Source organism: Streptomyces sp. NPDC018263, from assembly GCF_055562575.1.
This window is the reverse complement of record NZ_JBVHFA010000003.1, coordinates 127139-142232: the sequence shown is the minus strand read 5'-3', so window position 1 is coordinate 142232 and position 15094 is coordinate 127139. Positions and strand designations below refer to the sequence as shown.

The following is a 15094-nucleotide window of genomic DNA, read 5'->3' as shown; positions in this document are numbered from 1 at the left end:
TAGCAATCGACCGGCGGGCCGGTGTTGCCGCACCGCGCCCGCCAGAAGAGGACTCACCCCCTTGCGCCAATCCGTGATACCCCCTGCCTCCGTGCCGACTCCGCACTCGGAGGCCGCTCTCCCGCGCCTGTACGTCCCCGAGGAGGTCGCCGCCGTCCTCGGCTGCTCCGCCTGGTGGGTCAAGGACCGTGCCCGGCGACGCCTCATCCCGTTCACTCGCGTCGGCCGCGCCTACCGCTTCACCGGCGAGCACCTCGCGGAGATCATCCGCATGCACGAGGCTCGTCCCGCCTCCATGCGGCAGCACCTGGCAACTGCCTCCGCTCCCAAGCCGTCAACCCGCAAGCCCTCTCCTCCGTCTGCTGTGCCCACGGCCTCCCTGCGCGCCCGGCCACCACGCCGAGCACGCCAGAGCCAGTTCGGTACCGCCGCTTAGGGCGACGACGAAGAAGGGGAGGAATACGTGGGTTTCGCGGAGAAGCGTGGAAACTACTGGCGCGGTCGATACAAGACCGCGCCTGGCAAGCACCTCACGGTCGTCGATGAGAACGGCAAGGCGATCAGGTTCGCCACCAAGGGCGAGGCCCAGCGCGCCGCGAGCGAGGCCGAGAACAAGTACCGGCGCGGCGACTGGCGCGACCCGGCGCTCGGTCAGGAGACGTTCGGCGAGTACGCCAACCGCTGGTACGAGGGCCAGGATCTGGCCGCCTCGACCATGCAGAACTACAAGCGGCACATCGAGGAGCACCTGCTCCCCGAGTTCGAGGACAAGGCGCTCGCCGGCATCCTGCGCACGGACGTCGACCTCTGGGAGAAGAAGGAGAGGGCCGTCTACGCGGCTTCCAGCGTCAAGACCTGGCGCTCGACGCTCCACCTGATCTTCGAGGACGCGATCGAGGAGGGCCTGATCACGTCAAACCCGGCTGCCAGGCGACGCGGACGCGGCAAGCGCGCAGGCCGCTCCCGAGACCGTGGTCCGGAGAAGGTCGTCACCGACGCGCTCGGCATCCTGCTGACAGCAGAGAGGGCCGCGCTGCTTTCCGGCCGCGACGACGAGTTCGTCGCCGTGGTCCTCAAGGGGTACACGGGCATGCGCTGGGGCGAAATCGTCGGTCTGGAGACCGAGTTCGCTCGTCCTGGGGCTGTCCGCGTCGAATGGCAGCTGTACGAACTCGACACGGGCGAGCTGGTGCGCTGTCCACCCAAGGATGACAGCTACCGCACCATCGACTCGATGGACTGGCTGTCGGCGCTGGTGGCCAACCACATCGCCCGTACAAAACCCGCCCCCTGCCCCTGTCACGGCAAGACCTACGTCTTCCGAGGCCAAGGCGCGGCCCGTACCGGCGGCCACCAGGGCGCCAAGCTCGTCGACGTCGCGCGACGTGCCGAAGTCTCCACGGGCACGGTGTCCAACGTCCTCAACCACCCCAACCGCGTCACTGAAGCCACCCGAGCGAAGGTGAAGCAGGCCATCGCGGACCTGGGGTTCGTGCGAGGCGGCGCGTTGCCGGAGCACGCTTCCCACTGGCGCCGAAACGGCTTCGCCACCTGGCTGTTCACCCCGGCGGTCTCGGGCTGGTACCCGAAGAAGGCCCCACAGGAGGCCCGCCCCGTGCCCCTACTCGGTGAGCCGTGGCCAGGAGTGCCGGCACGGGGGCGTGGAGCCAGTGAACGGTCCGACTCCTGCTGGGTCCCGATAGCCAAGGGCCTCACCCCACACGGCCTGCGCCACACCCACCGGACGATGATGGAGGACCTCGGCACCGAGAAGGTCCTCATGGACGAACGCATGGGCCACATCGACGGCTCGGTCTCGGCCCGCTACGCCCACGTCACCCTCGGCATGCGCAAGCGCCTCATGCTCGGACTGACCGAACAGTGGGAGACGGCGCTTGACGCCCGCCAGGCGATGCAGTTGACGTCGCCGGTGCGCGTGCTCAATGACCTCCTGCGCACGCGCGTGGTTGCTCGTCGCTAACGCTCCGCTTCTGGGAGCCAGCCCCGCCAGCTGGCTCCCAGGGGGCTCAGGGGCCAAAAAACGTTTGGTGCGGGTTCTGCCCTGTGCGCAACAACATCGTTCTCACGTACAAGGCCAGACACGTCCAAGCCGAAGCCCGGCGCCTGCCTGCGGAAGCGCCCCCGGGCGAGTTCAGCCCGCCCAGCTTCTGAGGCGGGCACCGCTGGGAGAGCCGCGACGGCGCACGCTAGTGCTCTGACCGCATTGCTTCGCCGGGTCTTCAGGCCGCGGCGGCCAGGGGCGGCCGCCCCAGCTCCGTGTCTTGGGGCCTGGGGTGGGCTGTGACCTCGATCGAGCGGACTGAGTACTGGCTGGTGGCGCGGCCGAATCGAACCGACGTTTCCCTTTGTCGCCCCCTGGGGGGTTCCCTGGGGGTTTCCTGTTGCGCCGCGAGTACGCCCTGTGTCCTTGCGGGCAGAGTGAGGACCGGGACTGCACGTGGTGGGCCCTTGTGGTTGGCCCCGAAGGGAGAGGTAGTGAAGCGTTCCTGACCGCTGATCACGGCGGCCGCGGTATCCGGGCTGTCAGTCCCTCCGGGATGGCGCGTGCGGATTCTTCCCCACTCCTCGACGGTGGCGTGCCCAGGACTGTCGCTTTGGAGATTCGCGATCTGGTCCCGGAAGCAATGGCGCAGAACCTCGTGGCCCGGACCTCGCGGTTCCTCTGGTCGGCAGTCCCAGCGAAATGATCCGACCTTCTTCGACCCTTCTGGAGGGGCTATGACGTCCATGCAATGGGTGGTTAGGGCCTGCCGGACTGTAGTCCGGATCGCGCTCTGCGCGGTAGCAGCTTTGATGGTCACGCTGAGCGGGGGCAACCCTGCGGCTGCCGCCGAGCCGCAGGAATTCCACATCACGTACGAAAGCAACGTCGACAGCACCACCCGCAACTCGTACTGGGTGGACATCAGGGGTACGGTCACCCGGATCGGTGATCAGTATGAACTGACAGCCCTCGTGAAGTCCCGGTGCCACCGCGATTCGGGGCCGGATCAGCAATGGGGTCTGGCTTTCGGGTCCAGCGCCGAAAGCTGGCGGTATGTGCAGCGCTCCTGCGGCGACAGCCAGTATCCGTATGCAACAGAATCGATCACGGAGACGGGCCGTTTGCTCCCGGACGGACGCGTGTACCTGCAGGCAGGTGCCTACGGTGGAGACACGTTCGGCAGCTGGGGCTGGGGGACCCAGCGGAGCGTCTGGGTGTGACCGCACTGATGTCAGCGCCACAGGGAGCTGGGGCGTCATGCACAGCGCCATAGGTTGAAGCAGACGGCAGTACAGCGTGTACGTTGACCCGCTCGCGTGAAGGGGGCTGGAGGCCGGGGTACTTCCCGGCCTCCAGCCCCCTTCGTCATGTCGGAAGGGGGTCTGTCAAATGAACGGTGTAACCAGAGTGGTTGGGGTCACTGACGGGCCGCCGACAGGCGGCCGTCGAAGGTGTCTTCATCAGTCTTCTAGCCCGGCCGTGCTTCCTTCTCCGTTGTGGGTTGCAGGTGGAAGATCCGTAGGTTGCGGCGGCAGCGTGTGTCATAGGCCGCGTAGCCGGGCGACACGGCAAGGATCGCCTGCCAGATCTCTCCGCGTTCGGGTCCGTGTGCCATGCGGGCGACGACCGGCAGCTTCTTGCCGCGGGTGACGACGGTGGCATGCGGGTGTTTGAGAAGATTGGTGCTCCACGCCGGGTGGTTGTCTGCACCGAGGTTCGAGCCGATGACCGCGAATCCTCCCGCATGCGGCACGTGGAACAGCGGGACCTGCCGGGGCAGGCCGGTTAGGGCGCCGGTTGTGGTGAGTAGGAGTGATTCCAGGCCGACTGCCCGTCCCACGCTGAGGCGTCCGGTGGTGCGGCGCTGCACCACGGCGTCCACGGGCACCATTGCTCGCATCAGGCCGCTGGCCCATCGGCTGGTGCCGACCCGGTTCAGGAGTCGTAGGAGGGGGCCCACGGTTGAGGTGGGTGGCGTGGTGGCGTCCCGTGCTGGCGCTTCTGTCCAGGTCGTCGGCACAGATGGCTGTGCGGGCTGGGCGGCGGAGTGCTGGCGGCCGGTTGCCCTGCGCGCGGGCCCGGTGCCCTGTGGTTCGGGAGCCGACTCGTGGGCGCGGCGCGCCGGGGCCCGGCCGCCGGGTGTGTGGGTCGGTGCGACGCCGGGGGTGGCCTGTTGGTGAGGGGCGCTGTTGTTGTTGGTCACCGCGTGCTTCGGGTCTCGGTGAGTGGACGGAGTGTGTCGTCGGCTGCCCGTGGGTGGGGGAGGGTGAGGTGGGTTTTGTTGGTGGAGCGGTGCCGGTTGCGCAGGGCGAAGGTCGTCATGCCGATCGCCGTCATGCCCAGCGCCCAGCACAGTCCCAGGGCGAGGTAGGACCAGGGCAGCGTGCCGAGGCGTGCCGCGCTGGTGGCGGACTGCATCGCACCGTAGGTCGGCAGGAAGCGGATCACGGGGCTGTCGGCCGCCGGGTTGGCGATCGGGTTCTGCAGTCCGACGTCGAGGAAGCTGACCATGATGACCAGGAGGGTTCCGGCGAGCTCGCTGCGCAGTACGGCGGCCAGCATGATGCCTGCGCCGCCGTAGATGAGGCCGCCGACGAACAGCGAAGCGGTGAGCAGCTCCAGCTGTTCGGGGCGCCAGAACAGCCGGACCCAGAGGGTGGCGTAGCAGGCGACCGGGGCCGCGGTGAGGACCAGCGTGGCGTACTTGGCCAGGACCAGGCACAGGCGCGGGTAGCCGGCCATGACCAGGCGGCTGTCGAACTGCGCGGACTGGGAGGTGGCTAGGAACATCATGAAGCCGATGATCAGCGAGATGGAGTGCAGTGCTCCGGTGAGCTGGATGAGGATGTTGCCGTTCACGGTGATCGTCCGACCGGCCGCGCGCAGGAAGAAGGGGACCGGGGTCCTGGCGCTGACGGTGTAGGCGAGGGTGAGCCACACCGGGATGAAGAAGACGACCAGCGCCAGTGCGAGGCGGTTGCGCAGCTGTGCGAGGACGGCGTAGCGAACGGCGGTGGCGAAACACAGCCAGATCCGGTTCATGCCGCACCCGCACAGGTGGCCGCGCTGTGCCGCGTGCGCCGCAGGGTCCCGTCGTCCAGTTGGTAGACGGCGTCGAGGCGTTCGGTGTCGTAGGCGAGGTGGGAGACCACCAGGACCGAGCAGCCGAGTTCGCGCAACGCGCGGGCGACGTCCCAGAACCGCAGATACGTTTCCCAGTCGAATCCCTGGTAGGGCTCGTCCAGGAGGAGCAGACGGGGGTTGTGCATGAGCGCGAGGGTCAGGTTCAGCTTCTGCCGGGTGCCGCCGCTGAGGGTGTCGACGCGCTGGTGGCGGTATTCGGCGAAGTTCAGCGCCTCCAGCAGTTCCAGGGCCCTGTCGAGGCGGGCCAGGCCGTAGGCGACCCGGAAGTAGTGCAGGTGCTGGTCGACGGTGAACGCCTCATGCAGCACGGTCTTCTGCGGGCAATAGCCCACCCGCCCGTGGCGCTCCACCGTCCCGCTGTCCATCGTCAGATCGCCGACCAGGACCCGCAGGAGGGTGCTCTTGCCCGCCCCGTTCTCCCCGACGATCCCCACCAGTCGGCCTGCGGGCAGATCAAGACTTGCGCCGCGCAGCACGGAACGCCGCCCATAGCCCTTGTGCACGTCGCGCACGCGCAGGACGAGCTCATCCTCGGGCATCTGTCACCTCGCGTCGGGAAGTCATACCGGCTGTAACGAGGAGCCCGGCACAGCGTGTCGATGCGGTGCCCGCTGTCACCTGATCTCGTGAGCCGTGAGGACAGGCCCAGGGCTGTTCAGGGCCTGCTTGTGTGGGTGACGCGCACTCCCCGACCGCTCGCTCGTTGGTCATCGGACTGAACCAGGAGACAGGAGCGAGCGTCAGTGGCCATCAAGATCACCGAGGACTGCATCAACTGCGGTGCCTGCGAACCCGAGTGCCCCAACGAGGCGATCAAAGAGGGTGACGAGGTCTACGAGATCAACCCCAACGCCTGCTCGGAGTGCGTGGGATTCTTCGATCATCTCGCGTGCCAGGCCGTGTGTCCGGTGGAGTGCTGCCTGCCGGATCCGGACAAGGTGGAGAGCGAAGAAGTCCTGATCAACCGATCCTTGAGCCTGCACCCCGACGACGCCGAGCTCCGGCGGAAGGCGGACGCCAACGACTACCCCAGCCATTTCCGGACGCAGACGGCGTGACCGGCGCCGAGCCGCGGACCGTTGCCGGGCAACGGTCCGCGGCTCGGCACCGCAACCCACGCCTCCAGCCCTATGACCGGTGCACCGGAACGGTCGGAGCCTGGGCATGTGTATCTGGGCCGTCAGGAACTCGCGCCGGCCCGGCGGGCGTGGTGCTGACGTACGAGAGCGGCGTGCATGCGCGCCACGGCGGCGCGGTCGGGTACGTGATAGACGCACGCGTCACGGTCGTAGTTGTCGAGCAGCCGCTTCCCGACAAGTACCTTCTTGTCCAGGTCTTTTCCGCAAGCTCTGAACAGCTCGCGGTAGCGGGCGTGGTACTCCGGGCGGCTCTTCTTGTGGCTGAGCGCTGCAGCGGCAGGTTGTCCGAGACCCGCGACGCATGACGCGACAAGGCCGCCGAACGTGACCCGGAGCGCATGACGGCGCGTCGGTTCGAAAGTCATGCACAGAAAGTAGCAGACCAGCTACGCAGCGATGCGGCTGGTTGCGGGCCCCGTGGAGTCGAAGGTCGTGCGGCCGTCAGTGGCTGGCCGATGGGGGAGCCGTATCTCGAAGTCGGCTCCCAAGTGGCTCCCAAAACGGGGTGACAAAGCAAATCAGGCCCGGTGCTGATCTCTCAGCACCGGGCCTGACCTGTTGTTACGGCTGTCGGGGTGGCGGGATTTGAACCCACGACCTCTTCGTCCCGAACGAAGCGCGCTGCCAAGCTGCGCTACACCCCGATGTCGCTGCTGTCGCGGCGACGTCGTTTACTTTAGCCCACCGGGGGCCTGAGGCGAAATCCGGTTAGACGCGGCGGCGGACCGGGGAGGGGCGGGCGTGGTCCAGGGCGATCAGGACCACCGCGGAGGCGTAGATCGCCAGGCCCAGGAGGAGCGCGTTGGCCAGCGTGTGGCGGTAGCCGTGGGCCGTGATGTCCAGGAAGGGGTAGCGGGAGCGGGCCCGGACCAGGAGGAAGACCAGGTACGCCAGGGGGAACAGCAGCCAGCCCGCCGCCTGGCGCAGGTGCATCCGGGACGCCGGGGTCAGCAGCAGCCAGTCCAGTACCGCCGCCAGTGGCACCAGCGTGTGCAGCACCTGGAGCGCGGCCCACTGTCCGTGCCACCGGGCCGGCGGCGTCGTCGCCCCCGTCATGGTGAACGGGGGTGTCGTGTGGGCCAGCAGTACGTGGTACACCACCGCGCCGATCACCACGTACAGCAGCACCGCCCCCGTCAGCGCGGCCGGCAGGGCGCGGCGGGGGCGCCAGGAGCGGGTGGCCGACACCAGCATGACCACCGCCAGCAGTACCGTGCTCTGCACGCTGAAGTAGCTCAGCGCGCGGGCCGGACCGGCGAGGTGGATCTCCAGGGCCACCCCCGCCGCCGCGAGCAGCGCGGTCAGCAGGCGGTACGCGGCCACCAGGGGGCGCCGGACCGGCGCCACCACCGCCGTCACCGGCACGAACGACGGCTTCAGTACGGGCGTGCTCTCCCAGGGGATCGCGGGCAGATCCGGGATCTCCCTGGGCACGGGCGGTATCGGTGCGGTCATGCCCTCACGCTAGGCACGAGGGCGAAATGCGACCATTCAGGGCACTCCGGTCGGGTTACACCCGCGCGGTCAGGGTTACACCCGCCCGCTCGCCCACCATCACACCCGCTCCACCAGCGTCAGCAGCGTCGCCTCCGGGGGGCAGGCGAAGCGGATCGGGGTGTACCGGTTCGTGCCGCAGCCCGCCGAGACGTGCAGGTAGGAGGTGTTGCCGTCCGCCGTGTGGGTGGACAGCCCCTTCACCCGGTCGGTGTCCAGGTCGCAGTTGGTGACCAGCGCGCCGTAGAAGGGGACGCAGAGCTGGCCCCCGTGGGTGTGCCCGGCGAGGACCAGCGGGTAGCCGTCCGCCGTGAAGGCGTCCAGGGTGCGCAGGTACGGCGCGTGCACGACGCCCATCGAGAAGTCGTGGCCCTCGGAGGGGCCGCCGGCCACGCGGGCGTAGCGGTCGCGCTTGATGTGCGGGTCGTCCAGGCCGGTCAGCTCGATGGAGACGCCCTCGACCTTCAGCACGCCCCGCTGGTTGGTCAGGTTCAGCCAGCCCGCGGCGTCGAAGCCGTCCCTGAGGTCCTCCCAGGGGTTGTGGACCACGCCGACCGCGGGCGCGTTGCCGTTCAGGCCGTGCTTCCCGCTCGCCTTCTCCAGCAAGTACCGCGCGGGGTTGCGGAGTTTGGGGCCGTAGTAGTCGTTGGAGCCGAAGACGTACGCGCCCGGGAACTCCATCAGCGGGCCCAGCGCGTCCAGCGTCTCGGGGACGCCCTCGGGGTCCGAGAGGTTGTCGCCGGTGTTGATCACGAAGTCGGGGCGCAGCCCGGCCAGCGACTGGAGCCAGCGCTGCTTCTTGCGCTGCCCGCCCACCATGTGGATGTCGGAGACCTGAAGCATCCGCAGCGGGCGCATGCCCGGCGGAAGGACCGGCACGGTCACTCGTCGGAGGCGGAAGGAGCGGACCTCGAAGCCCGCCGCGTACGCCACTCCGGCGGCCCCGGCCGCCATGATCCCCAGGGGTACTCCGTATCGCGCGCGCATACGCCCATCGTGTCAGACACCACCGTGACGCCAAGACCTGGCGTCCCTTTAATCAGGGGGCGTCCGGCCGCACGCACCTGCGACAATCGGTCCATGACCACCACGCTCAAGTCGAAGCTCCACGACGACCTCAACGCCGCGATCCGCGAGCGCGACGAGCTGCGCTCCGCGACGCTCCGGCTGACCCTCGCCGCGATCACCAAGGAGGAGGTCGCGGGCAAGGAGAAGCGCGAGCTGTCCGACGACGAGGTCCTCAAGGTGATCACCAAGGAGGCGAAGAAGCGCCGTGAGGCGGCCGACGCCTTCGCCCAGGGCGGTCGTCCCGCGCAGGCCGAGCGGGAGAAGGCGGAGGGCGAGCTGCTCGCCACCTACCTGCCCAAGCAGCTCTCCGACGACGAGCTGACCACGATCGTGGCCCAGGCCGTCGAGGAGGCGAAGGCGGGCGGCGCCGAGGGGCCGCGGGCCATGGGCGCCGTCATGAAGATCGTGAACCCCAAGGTGGCCGGCCAGGCCGACGGCGGCCGCGTCGCCGCGATCGTGAAGCAGCAGCTCCAGGGCTGAGCGGCATGACAGTGGGGCCGCGCCTTCGAGAAGGCGCGGCCCCACTGTCGTACGAGAACCTCAGTTCCGGCGTCCGCCGTTCGCGTTCCCCTGCACCAGGGTCCCCGGCTTCGTCGGCTTCGGCTGCCCGGCGCCCGGACGGCTGCCGTTCCCTCCGGTCAGCCCGCCGAAGAGGCCGCCGATCAGGCCCCCGCCCGGCGTCCCCTGACGGCCGTCGCCGTCGCCCCGGTCGTTGCCCCCGCCGTCGCCCTTGTCCTGGTCGTCGGGGATGTCGATGGTGTTGAAGTCGGGCGCGTCCTTGCCCACCAGGGCGCCGGACATCGCGTCCCGCCAGATCGGACCCGGCACGCCGCCGCCGAAGACCAGGTCGTGGTAGGCCCCGCCGATGGTGATGCCGATCATCTTCACGTTCTGCCGGGCGCTGCCGACCCAGACCGCGCCGGACATGTTCGGGGTGTAGCCGACGAACCAGGCGTTCTTCCGCTCGTCCGTCGTACCCGTCTTGCCCGCGCTGTCCCGGTCGTTCAGACCCGCCTCCTGGCCGGTACCGGAGTCGATCACGTCCCGGAGCAGGGTGTTGACCGTGTCCGCCGTCTTCTCGCTCATCGCCCGCGTGCACGTGGACTTCGGTACCGGCAGCGACTTCTCCTCGTCACCGGACCTCTCGGTGATCGACTCGATGGAGACCGGCGTGCAGTACATGCCGCGCGCGGCGAAGGTGGCGTACGCGTTGGCCATGGTCAGCGGGGAGAGGCCGATGGAGCCGAGCGCGATGGACGGCTCCTGCGGCAGCTTCGAGCCGTCGCCCTGCACCACGTGCAGCTTGTCGGCCATCTTGGCCACCGGGCACAGCCCGATGTCGGAGATGAGCTGCACGAAGTAGGTGTTGACCGACTTGGCCATCGCCTCCTTCATGCGGTACGGGCCCTTCTCGGACTCGTTCTCGTTCTCCACCGTCTCCTTCTTGGTGTTCCGGTACGGCGTCGAGCCGCACCGCTGCACCGGGCTCGGGTACGCCATCTTGTACGGCGCCGAGTACGCCTGCGTCGGCGGCTTGCCGCCCTCGATCGCGGCCGCCGCCACGAACGGCTTGAACGTCGAACCCGTCGGGAAGCCGAAGTTGGAGCCGCCCAGGTCCCGGTCGACCGAGAAGTTGTACTCCGTCTCGTCCTTGCCGTAGCCGAACGGCTTCGACTGGCCCATCGCCAGCACCTTGCCGGTCCCCGGCTGCACCAGGGTGGCGGCCGCGGCGACCGAGTCGGACTTGTAGACGTGGTCCTTGAGCGAGTCCTGCACCGACTTCTGCGCCTGCGGGTCCAGCGTCGTACGGATCGTCAGGCCGCCCTTGTTCCAGAGCTTGGCGCGCTCCTCGCGGGTCTTGCCGAAGACCGGGTCGGTGAGGAAGACGTGCTCGACGTACTTGCAGAAGAAGGCGGAGTCGCGGGTCGCGGTGATGCAGCCGTTCTTGGGGTGGCTGACGTTCAGACCCAGCGGTTGCCTGCCGGCGCGGTCGGCCTCGGCCTGGGAGATGTCGCCCAGCTCGGCCATCCGCTGGAGCACGGTGTTGCGCCGCTTGGTGGCCTCGGCCTCGTCGTTGACCGGGTCGTAGCGGCTCGGGGACTGCACGATGCCCGCCAGCAGGGCGGATTCCTGGAGGTTGAGGTCCTTGGCGGGCTTGGAGAAGTAGCGCTGGGCCGCGGCCTCGACGCCGTACGCCTGCTCGCCGAAGAAGGTGATGTTGAGGTAGTTCTCCAGGATCTTCTTCTTGCCGAGCTTCTCCTCGATCTGGATCGCGTACTTCAGCTCGCGGACCTTGCGGCCGAGGGTCTGCTGGGTGGCCTGGGCGACCTTGGTCGGGTCGTCGCCGGCCTCCTCGATGAAGTAGTTCTTCACGAGCTGCTGGGTGAGGGTGGACGCGCCCTGGGCGACGCCCCCGCTCTGCGCGTTCTTGTTCAGCGCGCGCAGCACACCCTTGAGGTCGATCGCGCCGTGCTGGTAGAAGCGCGAGTCCTCGATGGCGACGATGGACTTCTGCATGTACGGCGAGATGTCCTTCAGCTCCACCACCGTGCGGTCACGGGAGTAGACGCTGGCGATCTGGTCGCCCCGGCTGTCCAGAATGGTCGTCCGCTGGCTGAGCTGGGGGCTCTTGAGGTTGGCCGGGATCTCGTCGAAGCCCTGTACCGAGCCCTTCGCGGCAAGGCCCAGCGCCCCGGCGGCCGGCAGCGCGATCCCTGCCATCACCGCCCCCGCGAGCACGCTGACACCGAGGAACTTGGCGGCCTGCTGCGTGGCCGACAGACCACCGCCCGAGCGCTTCTTTGGCATGGGTGCAGCCTAAGCCGTGGTGATAAGCGTTCCGGGGGAGCGACGGGCCGCCGGGCGGTTCGGGTGCAGGATCGTGACGTCCGGTCGGGTGGTGCGACGGCGCGAGGGCGTGACGGCGCGACAAAGCGGGGGCTCAGGTTGTCATTCGCCGGACACACGCACAGGCGTTGGCCTAAGCTGCATTCAACTGTCACAGCGGCGCGGCCAGGTAGCAATACGTCCGGCGACCCCGAATCGCTCCGGAGAACCCCGACTCTCCGATGAGGACGTGTCCGAAACCGCCTCGTGTGTCACCCGGCGCCCCATGTGCCGCACCACAACCGTCCCGCTTTGCCGGGATGATCACGCATGTCGCCAGCTCACTCCTCCGGGTGATCTGCCGCTTACCCATAGTCCGTTCGGGCCATTCAAGATTGGGCCCGAAGGGGGTGTTGCGCTGTCCGCGCCTTCCGTAACGTCCTCAACTGGCGGCGGTGAATATGCCGCTGCCGCCGTGGGGGAGCCTCGATTCGGGAGAGGACGGCGCCGGTATGGGCTGGGTTACCGACTGGAGTGCGCAGGCCGCCTGCCGCACTACCGATCCGGATGAACTGTTCGTGCAGGGAGCAGCGCAGAACAGGGCCAAGGCGGTGTGCACCGGATGCCCGGTGCGCACGGAGTGCCTGGCCGACGCGCTGGACAACCGCGTCGAGTTCGGCGTGTGGGGAGGCATGACGGAGCGCGAGCGCCGGGCGCTGCTGCGCCGCCGGCCCACTGTGAGCTCCTGGCGGCGGCTGCTGGAGACCGCCCGCTCGGAGTACGAGCGCGGCACGGGAATCGTGCCCCTCGACGACGACGAGGTCTACGAGAACTACGCGGCCGTGAGCTGACGGCTCGCCTCCGGCATAGGCCGGCGGCACCGGCGGTCCGCACGGACGCCCGTCACGGGGACGGTACGGCGATGCCGCGCGGGGAGCAGGGCGCTCTACGCGCCCGCGCCCGCCGCGCCGCCGTACGTGCGGGTGTGCCTGTACGCGCCCGGGGGCCGCTAGGACAGTTCCGTGTGCCCCGCCGCGAGGCGGTCGCCGATGTCGCGCAGGCCCGTGAGGTCGTGGACGTCGCCGGCGAGCGCGGGTACTTCCACGATCGCCACCTCGGGGTGGTCGCTGATGAAACGGTCCCGCGTGCGCTGTTCGCGGGCGAGCAGCCGCATGCGCTCGGCGTGCAGACGCAGCAGACCCGCGGTCAGCTCGTCCACGTCGTCCACGGTGTCCACGTCGTTTACGGGCCGGTCCGGTTCGGCGGCGGGGGAGCCGTCCGCAAGAGCCGGGGCATCCGCCGGGGCGGAAACTGAACTTCCGTCTGTTTCGGGGGAGTTACGAACGTCAGCATTCCCGTCCGGCTGATCCACAATGCCGGGCTCCGCAAGATTTTCCGCGGCGGCGAGCGCCCGCTCGGCCGACAGCCGGGTGGCGCCGCTGCCGTGGACCCGGTTGAGCACCAGGCCGACCAGCGGCATCTTCTCGGCCGCCAGCCGCTCCACGAAGTACGCCGCCTCGCGCAGCGCGTCCCGCTCGGGCGCCGCCACCACCAGGAACGCCGTCCCCGGCGCCTGCAGCAGCTTGAAGGTGGCGTCCGCGCGGGTGCGGAAGCCGCCGAAGGTGGTGTCCATGGCGGACACGAACGTCTGCGCGTCCTTGAGGAGCTGACCGCCCAGGATCTTGCCCAGGGTGCCGGTCATCATCGACATCCCCACGTTCAGGAACGCCATCCCCGCGCGGCCGCCCAGCTTGGCGGGGGCGGTCAGCAGCCGGATCAGCCTGCCGTCCAGGAACGAGCCGAGCCGCTTGGGCGCGTCCAGGAAGTCCAGCGCGTTGCGGGAGGGCGGGGTGTCGACGACGATCAGGTCCCACTCGTCCTTGGCGCGGAGCTGGCCGAGCTTCTCCATCGCCATGTACTCCTGCGTGCCCGCGAAGCCGCCGGAGACCGTCTGGTAGAAGGGGTTCGCCAGGATCTGGGCCGCCCGCTCGGGGTCCGCGTGCGTCTCCACGACCTCGTCGAAGGTGCGCTTCATGTCGAGCATCATGGCGTGCAGTTCGCCGGGCTCGGCGCTCTCGCCGGGGGCCTCCTCCCGGCGGTCCTCGGTGCCCTTGACCCGGCGCGGCACGTTGTCCAGGGAGTCGATGCCCATCGACTGGGCCAGCCGCTTGGCGGGGTCGATGGTGAGGACGACCACCTTGCGGCCGCGCTCGGCGGCCCTGAGGGCGAGCGCGGCGGCCGTGGTGGTCTTGCCGACGCCGCCGGAACCGCAGCACACCACGATCCGGGTCTGAGGATCGTCCAGCAGCGCGTCCACGTGCAGGGTCGGCGCCGGGGACCGGCCGGTGCGCGCGTCCGGGCCGTCGTCGGTCTGCGGCTCCTGGCTCATGACAACCCCTGCTTCCGCAACTCGGTGGCCAGTTCGTACAGGCCCGTCAGGTCCATGTCCTCGGGAAGCAGCGGCAGCTCGGCCACCGGCAGGTCCAGCTCGTCGAGGACCGCGCGCTGCTCCTGCTCCAGGGTGTGCCGCTCCGCGTACTCGGCGGCCTGCGCCAGCAGCGGGTCGACCAGCCGCTCGGCGTGCCCGCCGCGCCGTGCTCCGCCGAGGCCCGCCGAGGACAGCGCGCGGGCGACGGCGGTGTGCGGGACGGTACGGGCCAGGTCCAGCTCGGCCGCGTCCAGCAGCTCGGGGCGGACCATGTTCACGATGACGCGGCCCACCGGCAGCCCCGCCGCGCGCAGTTCGGCGATGCCGTCGGCGGTCTCCTGGACCGGCATCTCCTCCAGCAGCGTGACGAGGTGCACGGCCGTCTCCGGGGACTTCAGCACCCGCATCACGGCCTGCGCCTGATTGTGTATCGGGCCGATCTTGGCGAGGCCGGCCATCTCGTCGTTGACATTGAGGAAGCGGGTGATGCGGCCGGTCGGGGGAGCGTCCATCACGACGTGGTCGTAGAGGAACTCGCCCTTCTTGTCCTTGCGGCGCACCGCCTCGCACGCCTTGCCGGTCAGCAGGACGTCCCGCAGGCCGGGGGCGATGGTGGTGGCGAAGTCTATGGCGCCGAGTTTTCTCAGCGCGCGGCCGGCTCCGCCCAGTTTGTAGAACATCTGGAGGTAGTCCAGAAGCGCCTGTTCGGCGTCGATGGCGAGGGCATACACCTCTCCTCCGCCGGGAGCGGTGGCGATCTTCCGCTCCTCGTAGGGCAGCGCCTCGGTCCCGAAGAGCTGCGCGATGCCTTGCCGGCCCTCGACCTCGACGAGAAGCGTCCGCTTCCCCTCCTCGGCGAGAGCCAGCGCTAGAGCGGCGGCGACCGTCGTCTTTCCGGTCCCGCCCTTGCCGCTGACGACCTGGAGCCTGCTCACGTCTTCGAGCCTAACCAGTCCGGGCGACACTCACGCGGGAGGCTGTGGATAACAG

Annotated in this window: 15 protein-coding genes and 1 tRNA gene; 6 read left to right on the top strand and 10 right to left on the bottom strand. The window is 69.1% G+C overall.

Annotated features, from left to right (window positions below; genetic code table 11):
• The first annotated feature begins 91 nt into the window (after positions 1-91).
• The 3 genes from ACZ3HQ_RS09765 to ACZ3HQ_RS09755 all read left to right on the top strand — a co-directional run bounded on the left by ACZ3HQ_RS09765 (position 92) and on the right by ACZ3HQ_RS09755 (position 3225).
• A complete protein-coding gene (locus ACZ3HQ_RS09765) occupies positions 92-436 on the top strand; it encodes a helix-turn-helix domain-containing protein (protein WP_467509179.1) in 345 nt (114 codons plus the stop codon).
• Between the two features lie 27 nt (positions 437-463).
• Positions 464-1981: a LacI family DNA-binding transcriptional regulator gene (locus tag ACZ3HQ_RS09760; protein WP_467509178.1), complete on the top strand. Its 1518-nt coding sequence runs from the start codon at positions 464-466 to the stop codon at positions 1979-1981.
• 758 nt (positions 1982-2739) lie between these two features.
• Positions 2740-3225 carry a hypothetical protein gene (locus ACZ3HQ_RS09755; protein ID WP_467509177.1) on the top strand — a complete coding sequence of 162 codons (486 nt, stop codon included), beginning with the start codon at positions 2740-2742 and terminating at the stop codon, positions 3223-3225.
• Positions 3226-3473: 248 nt separating this feature from the next.
• On the opposite strand, the gene ACZ3HQ_RS09750 is transcribed toward ACZ3HQ_RS09755, so the two are convergent.
• The 3 genes from ACZ3HQ_RS09750 to ACZ3HQ_RS09740 form a co-directional block, all read right to left on the bottom strand.
• On the bottom strand, positions 3474-3887 hold the full coding sequence (locus ACZ3HQ_RS09750; protein ID WP_467509176.1) for a nitroreductase/quinone reductase family protein: 414 nt from the start codon (positions 3885-3887) through the stop codon (positions 3474-3476).
• A gap of 317 nt (positions 3888-4204) precedes the next feature.
• A complete protein-coding gene (locus tag ACZ3HQ_RS09745; protein WP_467509175.1) occupies positions 4205-5047 on the bottom strand; it encodes an ABC transporter permease in 843 nt (280 codons plus the stop codon).
• Positions 5044-5688 (bottom strand): ABC transporter ATP-binding protein, encoded by a 645-nt coding sequence (locus tag ACZ3HQ_RS09740; protein WP_467509174.1) that lies wholly within the window; start codon positions 5686-5688, stop codon positions 5044-5046. Before ACZ3HQ_RS09740 ends, ACZ3HQ_RS09745 begins: the two co-directional genes overlap by 4 nt.
• Before the next feature lie 204 nt (positions 5689-5892).
• Between ACZ3HQ_RS09740 and ACZ3HQ_RS09735 the strand changes: the two genes are divergently transcribed.
• Positions 5893-6207, top strand: coding sequence for a YfhL family 4Fe-4S dicluster ferredoxin (locus ACZ3HQ_RS09735; RefSeq protein ID WP_467509173.1), 315 nt, complete (start codon positions 5893-5895; stop codon positions 6205-6207).
• A 122-nt stretch (positions 6208-6329) separates the two neighbouring features.
• On the opposite strand, the gene ACZ3HQ_RS09730 is transcribed toward ACZ3HQ_RS09735, so the two are convergent.
• The 4 genes from ACZ3HQ_RS09730 to ACZ3HQ_RS09715 all read right to left on the bottom strand — a co-directional run bounded on the left by ACZ3HQ_RS09730 (position 6330) and on the right by ACZ3HQ_RS09715 (position 8769).
• A complete protein-coding gene (locus tag ACZ3HQ_RS09730; RefSeq protein ID WP_467509172.1) occupies positions 6330-6653 on the bottom strand; it encodes a hypothetical protein in 324 nt (107 codons plus the stop codon).
• A gap of 205 nt (positions 6654-6858) precedes the next feature.
• Positions 6859-6932: transfer RNA gene (locus tag ACZ3HQ_RS09725), tRNA-Pro, on the bottom strand.
• A 64-nt stretch (positions 6933-6996) separates the two neighbouring features.
• Positions 6997-7743 (bottom strand): Pr6Pr family membrane protein, encoded by a 747-nt coding sequence (locus ACZ3HQ_RS09720; RefSeq protein ID WP_467509171.1) that lies wholly within the window; start codon positions 7741-7743, stop codon positions 6997-6999.
• A gap of 99 nt (positions 7744-7842) precedes the next feature.
• The gene (locus ACZ3HQ_RS09715) at positions 7843-8769 is read right to left on the bottom strand and encodes a metallophosphoesterase (protein ID WP_467509170.1); all 927 of its coding nucleotides are present in this window, start codon (positions 8767-8769) and stop codon (positions 7843-7845) included.
• A 93-nt stretch (positions 8770-8862) separates the two neighbouring features.
• Between ACZ3HQ_RS09715 and ACZ3HQ_RS09710 the strand changes: the two genes are divergently transcribed.
• Positions 8863-9330 carry a GatB/YqeY domain-containing protein gene (locus ACZ3HQ_RS09710; RefSeq protein ID WP_031182704.1) on the top strand — a complete coding sequence of 156 codons (468 nt, stop codon included), beginning with the start codon at positions 8863-8865 and terminating at the stop codon, positions 9328-9330.
• A gap of 60 nt (positions 9331-9390) precedes the next feature.
• Here the strand turns inward: ACZ3HQ_RS09710 and ACZ3HQ_RS09705 are convergent, their stop codons facing one another.
• A complete protein-coding gene (locus tag ACZ3HQ_RS09705) occupies positions 9391-11658 on the bottom strand; it encodes a transglycosylase domain-containing protein (RefSeq protein ID WP_467509169.1) in 2268 nt (755 codons plus the stop codon).
• 530 nt (positions 11659-12188) lie between these two features.
• On the opposite strand from ACZ3HQ_RS09705, the gene wblA reads away from it, so the two are divergent.
• Positions 12189-12527 (top strand): transcriptional regulator WblA, encoded by a 339-nt coding sequence (wblA, locus tag ACZ3HQ_RS09700; protein WP_030811461.1) that lies wholly within the window; start codon positions 12189-12191, stop codon positions 12525-12527.
• Between the two features lie 158 nt (positions 12528-12685).
• Here the strand turns inward: wblA and bagB are convergent, their stop codons facing one another.
• The gene (bagB, locus tag ACZ3HQ_RS09695; protein WP_467509168.1) at positions 12686-14065 is read right to left on the bottom strand and encodes an ATPase BagB; all 1380 of its coding nucleotides are present in this window, start codon (positions 14063-14065) and stop codon (positions 12686-12688) included.
• Positions 14062-15039, bottom strand: coding sequence for an ATPase BagA (bagA, locus tag ACZ3HQ_RS09690; protein ID WP_467509167.1), 978 nt, complete (start codon positions 15037-15039; stop codon positions 14062-14064). Before bagA ends, bagB begins: the two co-directional genes overlap by 4 nt.
• Positions 15040-15094: the final 55 nt, after the last annotated feature.

Coding starts and splice junctions, on each gene's coding strand:
- ACZ3HQ_RS09745 (WP_467509175.1), bottom strand. CDS start 5,047: ATGAACCGGATCTGGCTGTGTTTCGCCACCGCCGTTCGCTACGCCGTC.
- wblA (WP_030811461.1), top strand. CDS start 12,189: ATGGGCTGGGTTACCGACTGGAGTGCGCAGGCCGCCTGCCGCACTACC.
- ACZ3HQ_RS09705 (WP_467509169.1), bottom strand. CDS start 11,658: ATGCCAAAGAAGCGCTCGGGCGGTGGTCTGTCGGCCACGCAGCAGGCC.
- ACZ3HQ_RS09740 (WP_467509174.1), bottom strand. CDS start 5,688: ATGCCCGAGGATGAGCTCGTCCTGCGCGTGCGCGACGTGCACAAGGGC.
- ACZ3HQ_RS09720 (WP_467509171.1), bottom strand. CDS start 7,743: ATGACCGCACCGATACCGCCCGTGCCCAGGGAGATCCCGGATCTGCCC.
- ACZ3HQ_RS09730 (WP_467509172.1), bottom strand. CDS start 6,653: ATGACTTTCGAACCGACGCGCCGTCATGCGCTCCGGGTCACGTTCGGC.
- ACZ3HQ_RS09715 (WP_467509170.1), bottom strand. CDS start 8,769: ATGCGCGCGCGATACGGAGTACCCCTGGGGATCATGGCGGCCGGGGCC.
- ACZ3HQ_RS09710 (WP_031182704.1), top strand. CDS start 8,863: ATGACCACCACGCTCAAGTCGAAGCTCCACGACGACCTCAACGCCGCG.
- bagB (WP_467509168.1), bottom strand. CDS start 14,065: ATGAGCCAGGAGCCGCAGACCGACGACGGCCCGGACGCGCGCACCGGC.
- ACZ3HQ_RS09755 (WP_467509177.1), top strand. CDS start 2,740: ATGACGTCCATGCAATGGGTGGTTAGGGCCTGCCGGACTGTAGTCCGG.